Source organism: Staphylococcus sp. AS1337, assembly GCF_051408735.1.
Lineage (GTDB): Bacteria > Bacillota > Bacilli > Staphylococcales > Staphylococcaceae > Staphylococcus > Staphylococcus xylosus_B.
Genome location: NZ_JBOIHZ010000009.1, coordinates 23,449 through 43,754, shown reverse-complemented (window position 1 = coordinate 43,754; position 20,306 = coordinate 23,449). Strand labels below are relative to the sequence as shown.

20 protein-coding genes are annotated in these 20,306 nt (G+C 32.7%); 3 read left to right on the top strand and 17 right to left on the bottom strand.

The window, feature by feature from the left end; translation table 11 throughout:
- Window positions 1-128: 128 nt before the first annotated feature.
- From ACSUE0_RS12425 to ACSUE0_RS12415, 3 genes are all read right to left on the bottom strand, one after another.
- Entirely contained in the window at window positions 129-1,739 is a 1,611-nt protein-coding gene (locus ACSUE0_RS12425) for a CTP synthase (protein ID WP_119614612.1), read from the bottom strand.
- 315 nt (window positions 1,740-2,054) lie between these two features.
- The gene (gene rpoE / locus ACSUE0_RS12420; RefSeq protein ID WP_119614613.1) at window positions 2,055-2,606 is read right to left on the bottom strand and encodes a DNA-directed RNA polymerase subunit delta; all 552 of its coding nucleotides are present in this window, start codon (window positions 2,604-2,606) and stop codon (window positions 2,055-2,057) included.
- 109 nt (window positions 2,607-2,715) lie between these two features.
- Window positions 2,716-3,576: a GNAT family N-acetyltransferase gene (locus ACSUE0_RS12415; RefSeq protein ID WP_119614614.1), complete on the bottom strand. Its 861-nt coding sequence runs from the start codon at window positions 3,574-3,576 to the stop codon at window positions 2,716-2,718.
- A gap of 310 nt (window positions 3,577-3,886) precedes the next feature.
- Between ACSUE0_RS12415 and coaW the strand changes: the two genes are divergently transcribed.
- A complete protein-coding gene (gene coaW, locus ACSUE0_RS12410; protein ID WP_436957584.1) occupies window positions 3,887-4,684 on the top strand; it encodes a type II pantothenate kinase in 798 nt (265 codons plus the stop codon).
- Window positions 4,685-4,767: 83 nt separating this feature from the next.
- On the opposite strand, the gene ACSUE0_RS12405 is transcribed toward coaW, so the two are convergent.
- The 3 genes from ACSUE0_RS12405 to ACSUE0_RS12395 form a co-directional block, all read right to left on the bottom strand.
- Window positions 4,768-5,433 (bottom strand): DUF2750 domain-containing protein, encoded by a 666-nt coding sequence (locus ACSUE0_RS12405; RefSeq protein WP_119614616.1) that lies wholly within the window; start codon window positions 5,431-5,433, stop codon window positions 4,768-4,770.
- Between the two features lie 229 nt (window positions 5,434-5,662).
- Window positions 5,663-6,868, bottom strand: a complete 1,206-nt coding sequence (gene ldmS, locus ACSUE0_RS12400) for an L-aspartate--L-methionine ligase LdmS (RefSeq protein ID WP_436957582.1) — start codon at window positions 6,866-6,868, stop codon at window positions 5,663-5,665.
- Window positions 6,865-8,049, bottom strand: a complete 1,185-nt coding sequence (locus ACSUE0_RS12395; protein WP_119614618.1) for a M20 family metallopeptidase — start codon at window positions 8,047-8,049, stop codon at window positions 6,865-6,867. The genes ldmS and ACSUE0_RS12395 overlap by 4 nt, the downstream gene beginning before the upstream one ends.
- Window positions 8,050-8,325: 276 nt before the next feature.
- Here ACSUE0_RS12395 and ACSUE0_RS12390 point away from each other — a divergent pair, with 276 nt between their 5' ends.
- Window positions 8,326-8,796: an S-ribosylhomocysteine lyase gene (locus ACSUE0_RS12390; protein ID WP_119614619.1), complete on the top strand. Its 471-nt coding sequence runs from the start codon at window positions 8,326-8,328 to the stop codon at window positions 8,794-8,796.
- Window positions 8,797-9,020: 224 nt separating this feature from the next.
- Here ACSUE0_RS12390 and ACSUE0_RS12385 read toward each other — a convergent pair whose 3' ends face one another.
- From ACSUE0_RS12385 to deoC, 4 genes are all read right to left on the bottom strand, one after another.
- Window positions 9,021-9,374, bottom strand: coding sequence for a DoxX family protein (locus tag ACSUE0_RS12385; RefSeq protein ID WP_119614620.1), 354 nt, complete (start codon window positions 9,372-9,374; stop codon window positions 9,021-9,023).
- Window positions 9,371-10,558: a phosphopentomutase gene (gene deoB / locus ACSUE0_RS12380; RefSeq protein ID WP_436957579.1), complete on the bottom strand. Its 1,188-nt coding sequence runs from the start codon at window positions 10,556-10,558 to the stop codon at window positions 9,371-9,373. The genes ACSUE0_RS12385 and deoB overlap by 4 nt, the downstream gene beginning before the upstream one ends.
- Window positions 10,559-10,569: 11 nt before the next feature.
- A complete protein-coding gene (locus ACSUE0_RS12375) occupies window positions 10,570-11,871 on the bottom strand; it encodes a pyrimidine-nucleoside phosphorylase (RefSeq protein WP_119614622.1) in 1,302 nt (433 codons plus the stop codon).
- Window positions 11,872-11,937: 66 nt separating this feature from the next.
- Window positions 11,938-12,600 (bottom strand): deoxyribose-phosphate aldolase, encoded by a 663-nt coding sequence (deoC, locus tag ACSUE0_RS12370; RefSeq protein WP_119614623.1) that lies wholly within the window; start codon window positions 12,598-12,600, stop codon window positions 11,938-11,940.
- Between the two features lie 173 nt (window positions 12,601-12,773).
- On the opposite strand from deoC, the gene deoD reads away from it, so the two are divergent.
- On the top strand, window positions 12,774-13,484 hold the full coding sequence (deoD, locus tag ACSUE0_RS12365) for a purine-nucleoside phosphorylase (RefSeq protein ID WP_017722060.1): 711 nt from the start codon (window positions 12,774-12,776) through the stop codon (window positions 13,482-13,484).
- 150 nt (window positions 13,485-13,634) lie between these two features.
- On the opposite strand, the gene ACSUE0_RS12360 is transcribed toward deoD, so the two are convergent.
- From ACSUE0_RS12360 to ACSUE0_RS12330, 7 genes are all read right to left on the bottom strand, one after another.
- Window positions 13,635-14,084 carry a Dps family protein gene (locus ACSUE0_RS12360; RefSeq protein WP_436957576.1) on the bottom strand — a complete coding sequence of 150 codons (450 nt, stop codon included), beginning with the start codon at window positions 14,082-14,084 and terminating at the stop codon, window positions 13,635-13,637.
- 180 nt (window positions 14,085-14,264) lie between these two features.
- Complete coding sequence (gene rbsK, locus ACSUE0_RS12355; RefSeq protein WP_119615125.1) at window positions 14,265-15,128, bottom strand: ribokinase; 864 nt, start codon at window positions 15,126-15,128, stop codon at window positions 14,265-14,267.
- Between the two features lie 33 nt (window positions 15,129-15,161).
- A complete protein-coding gene (locus ACSUE0_RS12350; RefSeq protein WP_017722057.1) occupies window positions 15,162-15,545 on the bottom strand; it encodes a thiol-disulfide oxidoreductase DCC family protein in 384 nt (127 codons plus the stop codon).
- Between the two features lie 373 nt (window positions 15,546-15,918).
- Window positions 15,919-17,286 (bottom strand): EVE domain-containing protein, encoded by a 1,368-nt coding sequence (locus ACSUE0_RS12345; RefSeq protein WP_436957574.1) that lies wholly within the window; start codon window positions 17,284-17,286, stop codon window positions 15,919-15,921.
- A gap of 71 nt (window positions 17,287-17,357) precedes the next feature.
- The gene (locus ACSUE0_RS12340) at window positions 17,358-18,338 is read right to left on the bottom strand and encodes a YeiH family protein (RefSeq protein WP_436957572.1); all 981 of its coding nucleotides are present in this window, start codon (window positions 18,336-18,338) and stop codon (window positions 17,358-17,360) included.
- Window positions 18,339-18,609: 271 nt separating this feature from the next.
- Window positions 18,610-18,846: a hypothetical protein gene (locus tag ACSUE0_RS12335; protein WP_430459426.1), complete on the bottom strand. Its 237-nt coding sequence runs from the start codon at window positions 18,844-18,846 to the stop codon at window positions 18,610-18,612.
- Between the two features lie 18 nt (window positions 18,847-18,864).
- Window positions 18,865-19,803 (bottom strand): type I phosphomannose isomerase catalytic subunit, encoded by a 939-nt coding sequence (locus ACSUE0_RS12330; RefSeq protein WP_119615011.1) that lies wholly within the window; start codon window positions 19,801-19,803, stop codon window positions 18,865-18,867.
- Window positions 19,804-20,306 lie beyond the last annotated feature (503 nt).

Sequence of the window (20,306 nt, the reverse complement as noted above, 5' to 3'; positions counted from 1 at the left end):
TCTTATAATTTATACCATTATTTATATAAATATACCGATTTGAATTTTATATTTTAATACAACTATAAAAAACGCGATATTTAGAAATTAGCTAAACACTAAGTTTCTGATATCGCGTTAAATCTATATTATTTACTTTGTTGATATTTTAAAGATGCTTCAATAAATGCTTTGAAAATTTGTTGAGGACGGTTAGGTCTTGATAAAAATTCTGGATGGAATTGACAAGCAATAAAGAAGTCATTTTCAGGAATCTCTACCATTTCAATTAAACGACCATCTGGGCTTGTACCAGAGAATACCATGCCGTTCGCTTCAAGCTGTTCTCTATAATCGTTATTAAATTCATAACGATGACGATGTCTTTCTTCAATATTCGTTTCGTTGTAAATATCATGAGCTAAAGTACCTTCTTGAATATGACAAGGGTATAATCCTAAACGTAAAGTTCCACCTAAGTCTTCGATATCTTTTTGTTCAGGTAATAAGTCAATAATTGGGTGTGGTGTACTAGGATCTAATTCAGCAGAATGTGCACCATCAAGACCAATTACATTTCTGGCAAACTCAACAGTGGCAAGTTGCATACCTAAACAAATACCAAAGTAAGGTACATTATTTTCACGTGCATATTTAATCGCAGATATTTTCCCTTCACTTGCACGGAAACCAAATCCACCTGGTACTAAAATGCCATCTACATCAGCTAGAACTTCTGAGACGTTTTCATCTGTTACTTCGCTAGAATCAATCCATCTTACTTCAATATCTTTTTTCAATGGGTATCCAGCATGTTTCAATGATTCAACAACTGAAAGATAAGCATCTTGTAAACTTACATACTTTCCTACCAAACCTATTGTTATTTTACCATCTAAACTATTTACAGTATCTAATAAATATTGCCATTCATCTAGTTGAGTTTCATACTTCGCGTTCAATTCTAAACGTTTTATCACAATGTCATCCATATCTTGATTACTTAGTTGTAATGGAATTTCATATAGTGATTCAGCATCACGGCATTCGATAACACTTGCTTTATCAATATCGCAGAATAAGGCAATTTTATCTTTTAAATCTTGTGTCAGTTCGTATTCTGTTCTAACTACAATTAAGTCTGGTTGTATACCAAGTCCACGCAATTCTTTCACACTATGTTGTGTTGGTTTTGTTTTCATTTCACCAGCAGCTTTAATATAAGGAAGTAACGTACAATGTACATACATCACATTTTCACGGCCTAAATCACTACGAATTTGTCTAATTGCTTCGATAAACGGTAATGATTCAATATCACCAGTTGTACCACCGATTTCAGTGATAACAACATCTGCATTTGTACTTTCTCCTGCTAAAAGTAAACGTTCTTTTATTTCATTCGTAATATGTGGAATAACTTGTACAGTACCACCTAAATAATCACCACGACGCTCTTTTTTCAATACATGAGAATAGACTTTACCTGCAGTTACATTTGAATATTTATTTAAATTTATATCAATAAATCTTTCGTAATGTCCTAAGTCTAGGTCTGTTTCTGCACCATCATCCGTTACAAATACCTCACCATGTTGATACGGGCTCATCGTACCTGGATCTACGTTTAAATAAGGATCAAATTTTTGGATAGTTACTTTCAATCCTCTATCTTTTAATAATCTACCTAAAGATGCTGCTGTGATACCTTTACCCAATGAAGAAACAACTCCACCAGTTACAAAAATAAATTTTGTCATGTTCTGCCTCCTATTATTAAAACAGTAATTTCCTTCAATACCTATGATTGACAAACACATTTCTAATTCAGTAGTTAATTAATTTGTGAGATAGCTTTTACATAGCAAATTATTTATACATACGAATTGCCTTTACAAACAATCACCTAAATTAAAAATATTATAAAGCTTATATAGTAATTTAAATAAAAAAATCGCTCCCTCTCACATGGTTGTAAGGGGGAGCGTATATTATTTATACACGTCGTCCTATTTAAAGGAGCCCGAATAAAATTTTATCATGTTCTTGAAAAAAGTCAATTAAATCTCGAAGAATTATTCTTCAAAATCCTCTTCATCTTCTTCTTTTTCTTCTTCTTCGTCTTCTTCATCATCAAAATCTTCGTCGTCCTCATCGATAACGATATCTGATTCATTAAGATCTTCATCTACATCGTCTTCTTCAGGATCTTCTGGGTCATTTAATGTTTCTTGGTCGTCGGTTACTGCTGGAATATCATCATCATCTTCAGTTTCATCTTCACCAAGTAATTTTAAGTTTTTATCTTCTTCAGCATCGTCATCTAGGATGTCGAATTTTTGAATTGTAGGAGCAATTTTTTCTTCGATATCAGCAACTGAATACCAATCACGTAAGCCCCAAATGTTTTCTCCAACGTTTAAGAAACGTCCGTCTGTGTTTAAATCCGTATAGAATTGAACAATTCTATCTTCAATTTCTTCATCTTCATAGTGACCTAGCGCTTTAAATTCATCAATGATATCGTATAAATTCATCGTATCATTTTTTTCGTTTAATAATGTGTAAGCCATATCGATAAATGATTTCTCATCAACCATTTCTTTTGTATAATCTTGAATTCTCATTATTTATTCTTCCTTTCAAAGGCATTTATCCAAATCAGTACTAAGTTTATCATAAGTAATAATAACAAATGTAAATTATAAATGACAATGCTTGATTTCGCAATCGCATTTAGTAATTTATATATTTTTCAAAGACAATAAAGTCATCAGCCGCCTCAATTTCAACAAAATTACTATTTATACATAATGGTTTTAATTCATTATTCTCTCCATAGAGAGTAATTGTCAAAAGTTCTACATCTTTAAAATGCTTTCTAACATATGTTGCTAGTTGTCTCAAAGCACTTTCTGCAATACCATGATGTCTTTTATCTTTATTTACTTCAATCTTAGAAATATTCATTCGTCCATCATGTCTCTCTATAGCTATAAAGCCAACTTTTTGCCCATCTTTTATTAAGTCTATGATGTGTATGTTAAAGGGTTGTTCATCTATATTTGGCTTTAACTTTAAAGATGAGACATGCTTAGAATCCAAATCTAAATAATATAATCGCTCTTTACCAATTGGCCCTTCTTCTTTCGTTGCAGCATGCATAAAACCTGCACGTTCATATACATTCCATGCACCTTTGTTCTCTGCATCAACCACAAGATATAAGTGGTTAAAATTCGGAAATAAATCTTGAACATATTGAGGCAAATACATCATCATCTTTGTGCCGTAGCCATAACCTTGGTAATCTTCATTTACAGATAAAGACCTAACATAAATAACTTGGCTAGGTGTATCATATCCTTCATGCTGATAATATTGATGTAGCACAAAAAAACCAACAACATTTCCCGCTTTATTTAGTGCAATATTGGCAATCCTATCCTCATCATTTATTGCATCATCTAACACATCTTTCGGTAAAGAAGAATAGATTTGTTGACGCTCATTTAAATTAAACTCATAAAGAGCCTGTCTATACTTCTCTTCAAACTCTTGTACTATAATATTTTCAAAATTTTGCTTAATCACCATTTTAATATCCCCTATTTAAAACGTAGTAGTAATTATTAATACCACTATTACACATAAAATAATCTATAAATCTGGATTTAATTTAAAAAGCTATTCATTGCTCTATTAATAATTAGTATTTTAACCATCGAAATATCTATTGAAAAAATAAAATATTTGCATATATCTTTTGCATGTCTACTTTTATAATATAATACTTACTTCAAGTGAAGAAAAGTGAAGAAATTGGCACTCTAGCAAATTCATAGTTGATTTTCTTAAATTTTATTATACTATTAGTTAAAATGAAATTTTTTAGGAGGAATTTTAGATGAAAATTGGCATCGATGCTGGTGGGACGCTTATTAAAATTGTTCAAGATTATGCCGGTAAACGTGAATATAATACAAGATTAACAACGGAAATCGATGATGTCATAAAATGGTTGAACCAACAAGACTGTGAAAGTATTAGTTTGACAGGCGGTCAAGCTGCACTCATAAATGAAAAATTAAATTTTGATGCACGTATATTTGTTGAGTTTGATGCCGCTGCTAAAGGGCTGGAAATACTACTTGAAGAACAAGGACACTTTTTAGATGACTACATTTTCACAAATGTAGGTACAGGTACTTCTATACATTTTTCTAACGGAAACAGTCAACAGCGAGTTGGGGGCGTTGGTACGGGTGGAGGTATGATACAAGGCCTAGGTTACTTATTGACTGGAATCAAAGACTATAAAATTTTAACTGATACTGCTCAAAATGGTAATAGAGATATCATTGACTTGAAAGTAAAACACATTTACAAAGATAGTGAGCCACCAATCTCTGGTGATTTAACAGCAGCAAACTTTGGTAATGTCTTACATAATTTAGATACTAACTTTACAGAAGCAGATAAACTGGCCTCTGTTATAGGTGTCGTCGGTGAAGTTATTACTACAATGTCTATTACTGTAGCTAGAGAGCATAACACAGAAAACGTTGCATATATCGGTTCATCATTTCATAATAATGAATTATTAAAAGAGGTCGTTAAAGACTATACAGTATTAAGAGGCTTCAAACCGTATTATATCGAACACGGTGCCTTTTCAGGCGCTCTAGGTGCTATTCATTTATAAGCTTATTTTCATTTAAGTTCTTTACTGTCTATAAAGTTAAAAGGGCCCCGAGACATATTTTCATGTCTTAGAGCCCTTTTATTTTAAAAAGGAAGCTGATCCAATACTTTTTGTGCAGGTACTACACTACCTAAAACGCCTGGTTTCAAATCGATTGCAACTGCGTTATCATCATCTCGTAAGTCATCTAACCATTCAGCGAATACTTCACCTTCTACTTCTATAATGTCACACTCTTCAAAATCTTCATCTCTTACCTTCTCAGCTCTTTTTTTGATACTCCATACAGGCATGATATTAGGTCTTTGATGTGATTCATCACTAATCATAAGGAATTGCTTAACGTTTTTATTTGTCAAACCAAACACTGCGTCTTCTTTTGCAACATCCTTAACAAATTCTTTCAAACGAATATTATCTAAATCAGACATTAATTCATCCGTAGCTTCTGCGATTGGTATAAGTTCACCATCTTTCTCAGAAGTAGGGTTCATCAATACTTGTTCGTTATCGCTAAAGACATTATCGATTTCATAAGTTACAAAACGATCGATATCTATCTTTTTAATTTTATCGTAATCAATTTTTTGCTTTTTCAAGTAAGCTTCGGCAGTCTCTTTATCAGTCCAAGTACATACGACTTTATTTTCATCTACTTCTTGTCTGATTAATTCCTTTGCTTCCGTTGCTACATAAAACACTTCATTAATTAATATTTCTTTAAAAAATGAACTTTCTTTATAAGACATCAAAACACCTTCAATCCATTCATAATAATTTACCTATATTAAGAATATAAAGGACTGCATGGCTCTAGTCAATCGCCGATAATAAACGAGACATTATACAATAGACATTCATGATAGAAATGTGACAACAAACAACTGCTACTACAATGGCGTCTTAAACTTACTATTATAGATACATTAGCTGGTTACAATCACAAATAAAATTACATGCATTCATCAATCAATGCGCCTATAGGTTATTTTTCAGTTCTTCTAAAAACTGTCGCTCCATAGATTCCACTAAGGCTTTGCTTTCTCCATGCCAAATACAACCAACCCTTGATTGAACAACTTCATTCTTATACCAGTCACCATCATAATAAGATAATGGGAACAATACGCCTTTATTTACATATTTCTCAATTACTTTAAAAAAATGTTCATTATCGCAATTATCTGGCGCTATATAACTAAAGAATTTATGATATTTGCCTTGCAACATAGGTTCTAGTAATAACATACTCGTTGAACCGTTTTGTCTAAAATTTAAATCTATGGCAAATACTTCACCATTCTTATCTAACAACAAATCGAATCCAGCGATACCAAAATACCCTTTCGCTACACCTATTTCCATTATCTCTCTGCCAGCTTGAATCACTGATTGTGGAACATCATGTGTGTTTTGATTACCTTTGTAAGAACCATAATCATCTGTAATTTGGTCAGATGTACCAATATATTGAATACCTGTATATTTAGAATATGCATATTGCACGCAATAATTCGTAACTATTTCTACTTTTTGTTCTATAATAATTGTGTCTGTTTCGCTTTTTGCTTGATCAATTCGGATTTTAGCTTGGTCTAAATCTTTTTCATCATTACAAATCATAACGCCATATCCACCTGCTGTAGGTAAGTCGTCGCCTGGTTTTAATACAAATGGAAATTCCCAAAAAGAAACTGCGTGGCAAAAATCATCAATTGCTACAACTTCTCTTTTAGGTAAATATTTGTAATTAGTCCACTCTGGGATACGTGCTTTATTATTTAAAGCCATAAAAACATCTTTATTTAATGCATAATACGCTTTGTTTACAATATCTTCACCATGAATATATTGGAAATATATTTTTTTATTGTCATTCAATGCTAAATCTTGGATCACTTGTTCATAACTTCTTCGATTATTAAATTGAATAATGTTTGTAGGCATGGCTTTATCCACAGCTTCAAACAAAATTTTCAATTTATTTGTAACACATGCCTCATGTACTATTACAGGCATTTGGTTAGCAATGATGAGCTCTCTACCAGTTAGAAAATTGGACTGATGTTCTTCAGGTTCTAACCAAGGGTTCGAAACATATGATGGCCGTGAAGTATAGACAATACTAGAATCATATAGATCACTAAGTGTTAATTGAGGATGCAGAGAGCTTTGATTAGTCATTTTTTATGCTCCTTTATATATCGGTGTTGCTCGATAATTTCATCAAACAACATTTTATTAGTGATTAATTCTAAACCCATTAAGGCAAGAATCTTTGTGCCTCTAATTAAGGCATTATCACCTTGTGTACTTGCTGCAGCTTCACGAAATCTATGCGTGTGGCCAACTAAATTACGGGATCCTATTTTAATATGAGGATGTATTGTAGGTACAATATGACTTACGTTCCCCGTATCTGTTGAACCATATCCAAAATCATCATCTATAACAGCTTCTCCCATTTCAGTTGCATATTTTGCAAACAAATCATCTAGCTTAGAAGATTTTATAAATTCATTTACACCGTTTTGTATTGGTCCAAATTCATAGTCGCATCCAGTTTGAATGGCTGCACCTTTTGCAATTTGTCCTACTCGTTCTGTTAATATATCTAATTCTTGACGCGAAGTTGCTCTTGTATAAAAACGTGCATGAGTATAGTCCGGGATAATATTAGCCGCCTTACCACCGTCTAATATGACACCATGTACACGTTGTCCATTTCTAATATGTTGTCTTAATTGTGCTACACCATTAAAATAAGAAATCATTGCGTCTAATGCATTTCTAGCTTCATCAGCATTTTCAGAAGCATGTGTACTTTTACCATAAAATTTAATATCTAAAACATCTACAGCCAATGTATTAATCGTTCTATAAGTTTCATTACCGGGATGCACCATTAACGCAATATCTAATTCGTCAATAACACCTTCTTTAACATAAGTTGCTTTAGCGCTCCCGTTTTCCCCACCTTCTTCAGCTGGGCATCCAAGTACAATAACTTTTCCTCCAATTTTATTTATGAGTTGTTTCAACGCAATACCCGCAAAAGTACTTGCCGTTCCAATAATATTATGACCACAAGCATGACCTAAACCTGGTAATGCATCATATTCTGCTAAGAATCCTATTGTAGGACCCGGTAAATCTGATTCATATCTAGCTATGAAACCAGTAGCATGACCAGCGATATCCGTTTCAACTTCAAAATCATTGCTGTCTAACATTTCAATTAGTGATCTAGATGCAAAAATTTCTTCATTTCCTAATTCAGGTCTTTGATGTATTTGATGGCTCATTTCCAAAAATTTATATTTATCATTTTCTATGTAATCTAAAATAATTTGTTTGTTTTCCATAGTATAAATACGCCCTCCTAATATTGCCTTTATAGCGATGTACACTAAAGTGAAACGCAATAAGTAATTTATTTAATAACACAATTTATAATTCATAATGTACAAAACCTGTTTTAATTATTACTTATTCTATCGGGTTTGTTGGATTCTGTCATTAATTTTCTGAAATTTATAATAATTGTTAGCTATTCTATGACTTTACCCAAATACAGAAATTGTAAATACTGTTTGGTCTTGTTACAATTAGTTTATGTAAAATATTAGGAGGATAACACCATGCCAAAAATGAATGTTGAAAGCTTCAATTTAGACCACACAATTGTATCTGCGCCATTTGTAAGACTCGCAGGAAAAATGGAAGGCGCAAACGGAGATGTTATTCATAAATATGACATTCGCTTCAAACAACCAAATAAAGAGCATATGGATATGCCAGGATTACATTCACTAGAACATCTTATGGCTGAAAATATCCGTAATCATTCAGATAAAGTCGTTGATATCAGTCCAATGGGATGTCAGACTGGCTTTTACGTTTCGTTCATCAACCACGATGATTATAGAGAAGTGCTACAAATCATCGAAAAAACAATTCAAGACGTATTAAATGCTACAGAGGTACCGGCTTGTAATGAAGTACAATGTGGTTGGGCAGCAAGTCATTCATTAGAAGGCGCAAAAGAAATCGCGCAAACATTTTTAGATAAAAAAGATGAATGGCATGATATTTATGGTGAAAGTAAGTAACTTTAAACTGAAGTCTCTACAAAAGATAGAACATAAGCAATTACTTATTATCAACAAAAAAGAAGAGGTTAAGCATGCACTTTCATGCCTAACCTCTTCTTTTTTATAAATCATAAATTTATTAATAGTAAATATAACAATCTTATCGCTACGCAAAAAACGCTTCGAAGCAGACATTCTTTAATGTACACTTTGAAGCGTTTCTATTTATTCAAACTAATGACTTATAGTTTACTTATCATTTTAATCATGACAAACTGTAGCGGAAGTCTACCATACAATGCCCACTTAGGCAGTTCTTGACCACCTAATGGAATATTGTTACGCGCCATATAAATATTAGCTGGAAACACCGCCCATAAAAAAGCAATGATAGCCTTTTTCAAGCATGACGAAGGTTTGCGAGTCAGCAATAACAAACCAAAAATCACTTCAAACACACCAGTAATTAATACTGCCGCCTTTCTAAATGGAAGATATGTTGGTATAATTGCTCTAAATTTTTGTTCGTCTTTAAAATGCAAAATACCAGCAATACTAAAAACAATGCCAAAAATCACTCTCGTTATTTTATTCACTTTTCAACACCCATTTCTTTTAAGTAACTTCTGCCAAACTCTGGTAATTTCACACCAAAGTTATCAGCAATCGTCGCTCCTAAAGAACTGAATGTGTTATCGACTGTTAATTCATGGTAGTCTTTAATTTTCGGACTAAACATCAATACTGGTACAAACTCTCTTGTATGATCTGTGCCGTCTGCAGTCGGATCATTTCCATGGTCGGCTGTAATAATCACTAAGTCGTCTTCTTGCAAATGATTAATAAGTTCTGGCAGACGCTCATCAAACTCTTTAAGGGCTTGTGCGTAACCACCTTTATCACGACGATGGCCATATAAGGCATCGAAATCAACAAGATTCAAGAAACTCATACCATTAAAGTCTCGTTGTACTGTTTCAACTAATTTATCCATACCATCCATATTATCTTTAGTACGAATTGATTCTGTCACGCCTTCTCCATCAAAGATATCGTTTATTTTACCTAGGGCAATCACATCATAACCGTTATCTTTTAATTCATTCATTACTGTTCTTCCGAACGGTTTCAAGGCATAATCGTGTCTATTGGAAGTTCTTTTAAACGAACCAGGCTCACCTATATATGGTCTAGCAATAATTCTACCTATCAAATATTTTGGATCTTTAGTTAACTCTCTAACCTTCTCACATATATCGTATAACTCTTCTAAAGGTATTATATCTTCATGCGCAGCAATTTGAAGCACAGGATCCGCTGATGTATATACAATCAAATCACCAGTTTTCATTTGATGCTCTCCCCACTCATCAATAATCTGCGTTCCTGAGGCAGGACGATTTGCTACAACTTTACGACCAGTTAATGACTCTATTTCACTAACGAGTTCTTCAGGAAAGCCTTCTGGATATACTTTGAAGGGCTGCATTATATTTAGACCCATAATTTCCCAATGACCAGTCATTGTATCTTTACCCACTGACGCTTCACTCATTTTAGTATAAAACGCTTGTGGTTGTGACTCTTGTCCAATAATTGGCAAAGGATCAATGTTACCTAACCCCAGCTTTTGTAAGTTAGGCAAGTTTTGATTAAATCCTGCTAATGTGTGTTTTAATGTATGACTGCCTTCATCATTAAAGGCTTTGGCATCAGGTCCTTCTCCAATACCAACTGAGTCCATAACAATTAAATGTACACGTTTGAATGGTGTAGTCATGACGTTCACTCCTATTCAGTAATAATTTTATGAATCAATGTCGGTTCGGTACCAGTTTGACTTATCGTAATATTTTGATTGAGTTTGTCTTTGACGTCATCAATTTGCTCTTTATTACTATGAATGGTTAATAGTGCTTCTCCTTCATTCACCTTGTCTCCTACTTTTTTATGCAGTACGAGACCAACACTTAAATCAATATCATCTTCTTTTGTTTGTCTACCTGCACCTAACATCATCGAAGCAATACCTATCTCATTTGCAACGATTTCAGTTACAACACCCGTCTTTGGTGATGGTAATTGAATTTGATATTTAGCTTGTGGTAATTTTTTTACATCATCTACAACTGAACCATCACCATCTTGATTTTCTAAAAATGTTCTAAAAGTTTCTAATGCTGAACCATTTTGAATTGCATTTTCTAACAATTGACGTGCTTCGTCTAAGTCCTTAGCTTTACCACCTACAACGACCATTTGTGAGCCTAGTGTCATCACTAATTCTGTAAGGTCTTTTGGACCTTTACCTTGTAAAGTTTCAATTGCTTCTTTGACTTCTAGAGCATTTCCAATGGCATTGCCTAACGGTTGACCCATATCAGAAATAATAGCCATCGTATTTCTACCTACATTGTTACCAATGCTAACCATTGCGTGCGCCAACGCTTCAGCTTCTTCGATTGTCTTCATAAACGCACCATTACCTGTTTTTACATCTAAAACAATGGCATCTGCACCTGCAGCAATTTTTTTACTCATGATTGATGACGCAATTAATGGAATTGAATTTACAGTCCCTGTAACATCACGAAGACCATATAATTTTTTATCTGCTGGTGTGAGGTTACCAGTTTGACCTATTACTGCTACTTTTGCTTCATTGACTAATTTAACAAATTTATCTTCACTGATCTCTACATGGAAACCTGCTACAGATTCTAATTTATCAATCGTTCCACCAGTATGTCCTAGACCACGTCCACTCATTTTGGCGACAGGTACTCCTACTGATGCTACTAAAGGCGCTAATACTAGCGTAGTAGTATCACCCACACCACCAGTTGAATGCTTATCTACTTTAATCCCATCGATATTGGATAAGTCTATAACATCGCCAGAATTCACCATAGCCATTGTTAATGCTGCACGTTCATCATCATTCATGTCTTGAAAATATATCGCCATAGCTATACTTGATGCTTGATAATCTGGAATATTACCATTGGTATATTCCTCAATAAAGTACTCAATTTCTTGTTTAGTCAATACTTGTCCGTCACGTTTTTTTTCAATAATATCTACCATTCTCATATGAGTTGGCCTCCCTTTTCAAATAAAGACGTTAAAAACATTGATATTCCCGTGGTTAATGAGTAATTAATAGTCAGAATTACTTTCTAAACCTTGAACGATTTGAACACCAGCGCTTGCACCAATACGTGTAGCGCCAGCTTCAATCATTTGATTAAAGTCATCTAAGTTTCTTACGCCACCAGAAGCTTTAACTTCTAAGTCTTCTCCTACAGTATCTTTCATTAATTTTACATCTTCTGGAGTAGCGCCTCCACCTGCAAAACCTGTTGAAGTTTTAACAAAATCAGCACCTGCTGCTTTACTTAATTCTGATGCTTTAACTTTCTCTTCATCTGTTAACAGGCATGTCTCAATAATAACTTTAACTGTTTTTCCATTAGCAGCGCCTACCACACCTTCAATATCTTTTTGAACTTCATCAAAACGACCGTCTTTTAGTGCTCCAATATTGATAACCATATCTACTTCAGACGCACCATTTTTAATCGCATCTTCAACTTCAAATATCTTTGTTTCTGTTGTAGCTGCACCTAAAGGAAACCCGATAACCGTACATACTAATACATCAGAACCTTTAAGTTGTTCTGCAGCATATTTAACATGTGTAGGATTGATACAGACTGATTTAAAGCTAAATGACTTAGCTTCCTCAATAATTTTATCAATTTGAGCTCTCGTAGACTCAGGTTTAAGTAATGTGTGATCTATATATTTTGCGTAATTCATATTAAATCCTCCTAATTATCTATATGTTTTCATACCACTTATAATTATAAAGCAAAATTAATAACATATCCTTAATAAATAACTTTTCTTTATCTCTATATTACAAAAATTAGCAAAAATAATAAACAAATGTTATCTTTAATTTGATAAAGAATTTAAAGGAGAAGATGACTATGACAAAAGCAACACCTCATATTCAACCTAATGGGACTAAAATCGCTAAAACTGTATTAATGCCAGGCGATCCGCTTCGCGCAAAATATATTGCTGATAATTATTTAGAAAATGTTGAACAGTTTAACGAAGTACGTAATATGTTTGGTTATACAGGTACATACAATGGTAAGGAAGTATCAGTAATGGGCTCTGGAATGGGCGTACCAAGTATTGGTATTTATTCTTATGAACTTTATAATTTCTTTAATGTTGAAACAATTATTCGCATCGGTTCTTGCGGTGCATTACAAGAAAATGTAAACCTTTATGACGTTATTATTGCCCAAGGCGCTTCAACAAATTCCAGTTATGTTGAGCAATATAATATCCCTGGCCATTTTGCACCATTGGCAGATTTTGACTTAATATTAAAAGCAAAACAAAAAGCAGACGATATTGGTGCAACAACTCATGTTGGTAATATCTTATCATCTGACACATTCTATAATGCTGACGAAACATTCAATGAAAGATGGCAACGTATGGGCGTCTTAGGTATTGAAATGGAATCTGCAGCATTATATTTAAATGCCACTTATGCAAATAAAAAAGCCTTAGGTATTTTTACTGTAAGTGATCATATCTTACGCGATGAAGCTACAACAGCTGAAGAACGTCAAAACTCATTTACTCAAATGATGGAAATTGCATTAGAAATCGCAGAATAACTCAATATTAAACCTTACTCTTAAGGTATACTGAAATAGACCATTTACAGTATACCTTTTATTTTTTGAGATAAACAAAAAAAGCTTCTCAGTACACCAAATGTCTGAAAAGCTTCTTTTTATATTTATTTATATTTTAGCCTGAATAGATTATCTACCTAAATATGATTTTAACATCCAGTTATGTTTATCAATGTTTGTTTGCATACCAATGAACATATCTTCAGTTACGTCGTCTTCTGCATTTGAAGCAACTTCAATTGCTTGTTCTAACTGCTTTGATATATTATCGAAGTCTTTTGCAAGCTCTTCAACCATTTCTTCAGCTTTATAACCTTTTCCAGCTTCTTCGATAATTGAAAGTTCTAAACTTTCTTTTAAAGTTGCTACTGGATTACCACCTGCTGCCAAAATTCGTTCAGCTAAATCATCAATGTATTGGCTTGCTTCATCGTATAATTCTTCAAATTTAGTGTGTAGTGAGAAGAAATTAGGCCCTTTTACATACCAATGAAAATTGTGTAATTTGGTGAATGCTACTGTCCAGTTTGCTACTTGTTGATTTAATACTTTTACTACTTCTTCATTACTTTTTGCCATAAAAAATCTCTCCTTTTAAAATTTATTATCGTCACAAATGACGACACAAATCTTTAATTACAATAAATATTATATAATAATAATTATAATCTGTAAAGAGTTATAGCCCGATAAATTAGAATTATTTTAATCTGTATACAGATTAAAATAGCCACTTATATTATAACAATAAGGTAGCGTTTATTCCAGGTCTTTTCTGTATGGCATTGCACCCTGAGCTCCTAATCCAGTCACTGAATAACTGCCTGCTAAATTAGCAAAAGCAACTGCCTGTTCTAATGGCTTATTCTCAATTAGTGCAACTGCTAATGCACCATTAAATGTATCACCTGCACCTGTTGTATCAACTACTTGCTTTTTGTACCCCTCAACTAATTGTTGAGAATCGCTATAATACATTGCACCAGAAGCACCTTTAGTAACAATCAATTTATGTGGGTATGCTTTTAATGCATCATCAACTTGATTATCAAATAGCAGCTCACTTTCAGTCTCATTCGGTGTTAACCACGTTACTTTTCCAATTATTGTGTTATCCAATTTTCGATATGGTGCTGGATTTAATATAACCTTCATATCATGGTCAATAGCATAATCAACAACGTCTTTTATTGTTGATTCAGGTATTTCGTGTTGCATTACAATAATGTCTCCTGCACTAAAATTTTCAAGTTTTGGTAGAACACTTTCTGCTGTTACATAGTTGTTTGATGCTGGTACTACAATGATACGGTTATCATCATCAAATAAAGTAATGTGGGCAGTCCCAGATTTTTCATTTTCGATAATATCCATATAAGTTGTATTAACATTATTCTGTTCTAAATTTGATAGAATTTGTTTACCATTATCATCGTCACCGACAGCACCTATCATATAAACCTCATTACTTAATCGAGCTGCTGCGACTGCCTGATTTGCACCTTTACCTCCTGGATTAGTAAAGAATGATTCCCCCATTACTGTTTCTCCAGCTTCAGGTAAGATTTCTGTTTGTACTACCAAATCAATTGATGCGCTACCTATCACTATAATTTTTCCCATGTCTGTATCCTCCGTAGTTTCAGTTGAAATTCATTAATCAATAAAAAAAGATTTTTCATAATCATTTGGTTGATGCCAATGTGTTTTCCACATATGATTTCTATTGTCAGCAAATAATTGATAACCTAAATCCCTAATAAATTTAGGTGTTAAATGTAATAGTATCCCTATCCATTTATAATTAGTCAATGACGTTATCAGCGTTGTAATTGCATCTGATTTATATTCTAAATGATCCCCTTCTTGTAATATAACGCTATCATATTGTTGAGTTTCAGGATAGTTTGATAATAGGTTCTGTGCTGTTTCGCCTTGTAATGATGCGAATTGATAGCGTCTAGACAAACCTTTTTGTATCAGCCATATTGCATAATTATAACAATAAACACAATTGCTATCGTAATAAACTATTGGCATATTTAACACTCCTTATATTATATAACTTTATAGTTAATTATTCATAAATTAAAATTCTCCTAACATTATTATAACCTAAATTACATAAAATAAATCATACTGCTACTGGTTACAAATAATATATTATTCAATATAAAATGGATAATCATAATAAAAAAAGCTTACCTCATCTATAAATAAGACGATTGTAAGCTAATTTCCGCGATAAAAAATATGTGAATATCTAAAACTTAAACATGATATTGAATCATAGTTAATATAATTAAAACATTTTTAAAGACAAGTCTAAGGACAGTGATTAACATGCTTTTATGCACATAGACGGTTGAAATATTGACGGTATCTTATTCGTGATTTGTGATACTAGTTTATACTAGTCTTGGTTCACCTTCACAATTCTAGTGTATTTCAAAAATTGTTCAGTATATTTTTGTTTAATATCATTTAAGTTATCATAAGTTACACCCACAATATGCCAGTTAGGATTAAAGTGGTAGTATGAATCTTTCTTTCTAGACCATTTTACCATTGTACCATCTTTATTATAGCGTGGTAGCGTCACTTCATACCCTTCTAATACATTAATGTAAGCTTGAAATACATCTGGATCAATTCGATTAAAGTTATCTATCACTAAATAACTTTTATCTTTTCGAGGCATAAGGTTAGTAATAAATCCTTCTCTATAATACAGTGCTCCTGTCTCATTTGGTAAATATTTACCATAGAGCATATCTTCATTGAAGTCAGGGTGTCCTGTTGTTATGACAGGATTCGCGTTTGTCTTCTGTAATAAGTCTTCTGCTGCTTTTAGACCTTCACCCTTATCTACAACTAGCAAAATGAATGGTTTTAATTCTTCTTGTGCTTTATCAATGACATTTTCAGTAGGAACGGACTCAAATTGTGATTTCAGACCATCATTTGCACTCATATCAAAAATTGCTTCAAATTGTACTTGAGACAAGCTAGCAATAGCCTGTTTAGCATTTTCTTGTAAAAAGTAAATATTTTTTAGTTTAGGATGTTTGTTCAATGTACTAAGTGATACAGGTTCAATTTCTTTTTCAAAGTAAACTTCAATAGCGGTACTATTAGTCCTACCAGGTATCGGTGCCTTTTCATGTATATGTTTACTGACTTCTCCTACACCAATAACAGATTGATCTCGTTTTTTATTATAAAAAATGATTTTATCTCCAATCTCAAGTTGCGTATAAAAATGGTAGCCATTGCGTTTAATACCATTGTAAGTATGTGTGTAAATTGTATTATATGAATTAGATTCAAAATCTTGTGCTTCCGATACAAAAAAGTATCTAGGTATTTTAGTTTCCCCTTTACCTAAACTAACAATTAATTCAAATTCTTCTTTTGTAATTTGATTAAAAAGTGTTTCTTTCATGTTACTCATTCTAAATTCTAATTGGTCACTTCTCTTTAAATAATCAGCTGTTAAAGGGTTCAGTTGTTCTTGTAATTGAAAATGGACACGAATTTTATTTTGTGCACCAGTTTGAACACTTGTAATTTCCCCAAAACCTAATAAGCCAGTATCCATTTGTACTTGATAGAAGACAACTCGATCTCCTACTTTAGCTTGTTTAAAGGATCGGAAACCTTGTGAAGGATTAAATTGTGCACCTGATTCAAATAATGTCGTTTGCCCTACCATTGGTTCATTATGATTCCAGCGATTATAACCGCAGTTTAACCAAAAATAACTTGTTTCCTCTACCATTTAGATACTCCTTATCTCATATAAAATTCTATTTTTCCTATTATATTCAAAAAAATCATTTAGAACAAACATTATAGTAAGTTAACTAATTTCATTGTTATCAAACTTGTAACAATCACTACAATCCATGTAACTAAACCAAGTAATACTGGTTTAAAGCCAGCCTGTTTAAATTGATTAAAGTTAACATTTAAACCAATACCTGCCATAGCCATTGTAATTAAAAATAGTGCTACTTGTTGGAAAAAGCTTATGACCATAGGCGAAAAATTGAAAATAGTACTAATTAAGGAAGCTACAACAAACCATACAATAAACCACGGGAAGATTTTAGCAATTGATGTATCGGTCTGTGCTTCTCTTTCTTTTCGTATCGTTCTATATGTAAAAAATAATACGACTGGGATAATCATTAATGTACGTGTTAATTTTACAACTGCACCAGTTTCTAATGATGTTTTACCATAATTTGATGTGGCAGCAATTACACTTGAAGTATCATTAATTGCAGTTCCGCCAAAATAGCCAAATGTACTTTGACTCATATGCATAATGTGACCTAAAGGCGGAAAGATAAAAACAGCTAATAAATTAAATAAAAAAATAGTTGAAATTGCAAAAGCAACTTCACTTTCTTTCGCCTTGATAACTGGGCTAGTTGCTGCGATGGCAGAACCACCACATATCGCTGTACCAACCCCAATCAATATACTAAGATGCTCATTTATTTTAAATATCTTCATCAATAAGAATACTGCTAAAAACGCCGCACATAATGTAACAATAATAATTGGCAATGACTTCCAGCCAATGATACCAATTGATTGAAAGCTTAGTGTAAATCCTAACACTACAATACTATAATGCAGTATTTTCTTACTGCTGAATTTGATACCTGCTTCATATTTTTTGGGAATTAATATTACGTTATTGATTATTATACTAATTATTATAGCAAAAATAGCACTTCCAATTATTGGAAACTTACTCCCCATAATTGTAGCTACCATCGCTATAACCAATGTCATAATTATCCCTCTTACTTTATCCAACCTTGTCACCCCCAATTTAAATTCTATTTTAACATATTTATTCATCGGTAAACTTTGAAAGTTTAAATGGATTTAGTAAATTTTAACAGTTTATATAAAGATGTCAGATCGCCTTTCAGTCTAGATGTAAAATCACTAATTTCGTTATTTGCATAACAATCTAACCTGTTTCTTTAAAATGTACTATATAACTATTCTATGTTATCTAAATATTTATGACATCATATTTGAGGCTGAGACATTAATTATGTCTCAGCCTCAAATTCACAAATCATTGCGCTAAAGTTAGCGCCCCCATAATAGGCATCAAATTAATTAATACACCACCAAATTTCAACATACCGCTTATCTCTTTATCTGGAAGCGTAATTAATGCTGAAATAATACCAAGCGCACCGATTATAATTGGAAAAGCCATTGAGGGAAACACAGGTAATTTTAAAAACGTGCCAGCACCAGCTAATAGGCCACAAATTAAAGAAACATATAAAAATTTGTACACACTCATACTCTCCCACTATTTTAACTATAGATAACTTACAATTAATTCATAATCGCCTTCAAATATAGTGTCTAAATCATCTGAAGTTAGGATAAAATTCTGTCCTTGGTTTAAGGTATATACTTCTCCATCTATAATGACTTGTCCTTCACCTTTAAGTACAGAAACTAATACGAACTCTCTCGGTTTCATATAATTTAAAGTTCCAGAAATTTTCCATTTTACAATGGTAAAAAAGTCACTAGACACAAGTTGGGTTCTTTTATGATTTTCGATAATTTCTGTATCTGTCGGTATATTAATATTATCATTAGAAAGTTCAATGACGTCTTTAGCTTTATCTTTATTTAACACACGTTTATCACCAGTATCGTGCGTGCGTTCATAATCATACACCCGGTATGTAACATCTGAAGATTGCATTGTTTCATAAACAAGTATACCTTCTCCTATAGAATGAATTGTTCCAGCAGGTATAAAATAAAACTCACCCGGCTTAACTTTCACCTTATTTAACAATGCTTCGTAATCTTCTTCGTCAAGTTTATCTATTGCGATGTCTTTTGATTCTGTATTTAATCCATAGATGATCTCTGAGTCTTCTTCAGCATCAATGATGTACCAACATTCTGATTTGCCATATTGTCCTTTTTCATTTTCATATGCATAGGCGTCATCAGGATGAACATGAATCGATAATGATTCTCTTGCATCTACAATTTTAGTCATCAAGGGAAACTCTTGACTTGGAAAGTCACCGAATAACTCGCGATGCTCACTCCAAACTTGATCCAAAGTTTGTCCTTGATATAGACCATTCAATATTTCACACTTACCATTTGGATGTGCTGATATCCCCCATACTTCTCCTACATAATCGCTGGGTAAATCATATCCATAATCTTTTAAACGATTGCCACCCCAAATTTTCTCATGAAATACTGGCTTTAAAAATAACGGCATACTCACACCTCCAAATTCTTAAGTTGTAATTTAATTATTGTATTTATCTCATATACTTTTTCATGATGATCATACACGTATCATTTCAAAATTTTCAGAACCATTGTGATTGTATCATATTCATCCTACTAGAATAAACGCTTAAATCACAACCCTACTACTTAAGAGCCACTTTTAATTATATCAATGCTTTGTAAAAATCGATACCCCATTATATTTTGTTCAATAACATTTTATGACATTTTATTGAACAGTTATTTTATCTTTCTGATTTTTAATCAATTAATACTTGCTAATTAGCAGTAATTGATTTTATAATTAACTGTAGAGTTACAGCAATGTACTCTATCTGTTTTTTTACATATAAGGTAATGTATTAATTATGATTTAGTTGAAATTGTTGATTACTTTTTCAACGCAGTTAATTTGCGATAAAGTCCAAACTTCGGAAAAGTTTGGGCTTTTATTTTATCCAAATTTATTTGGATATTCTACCTCTTTTA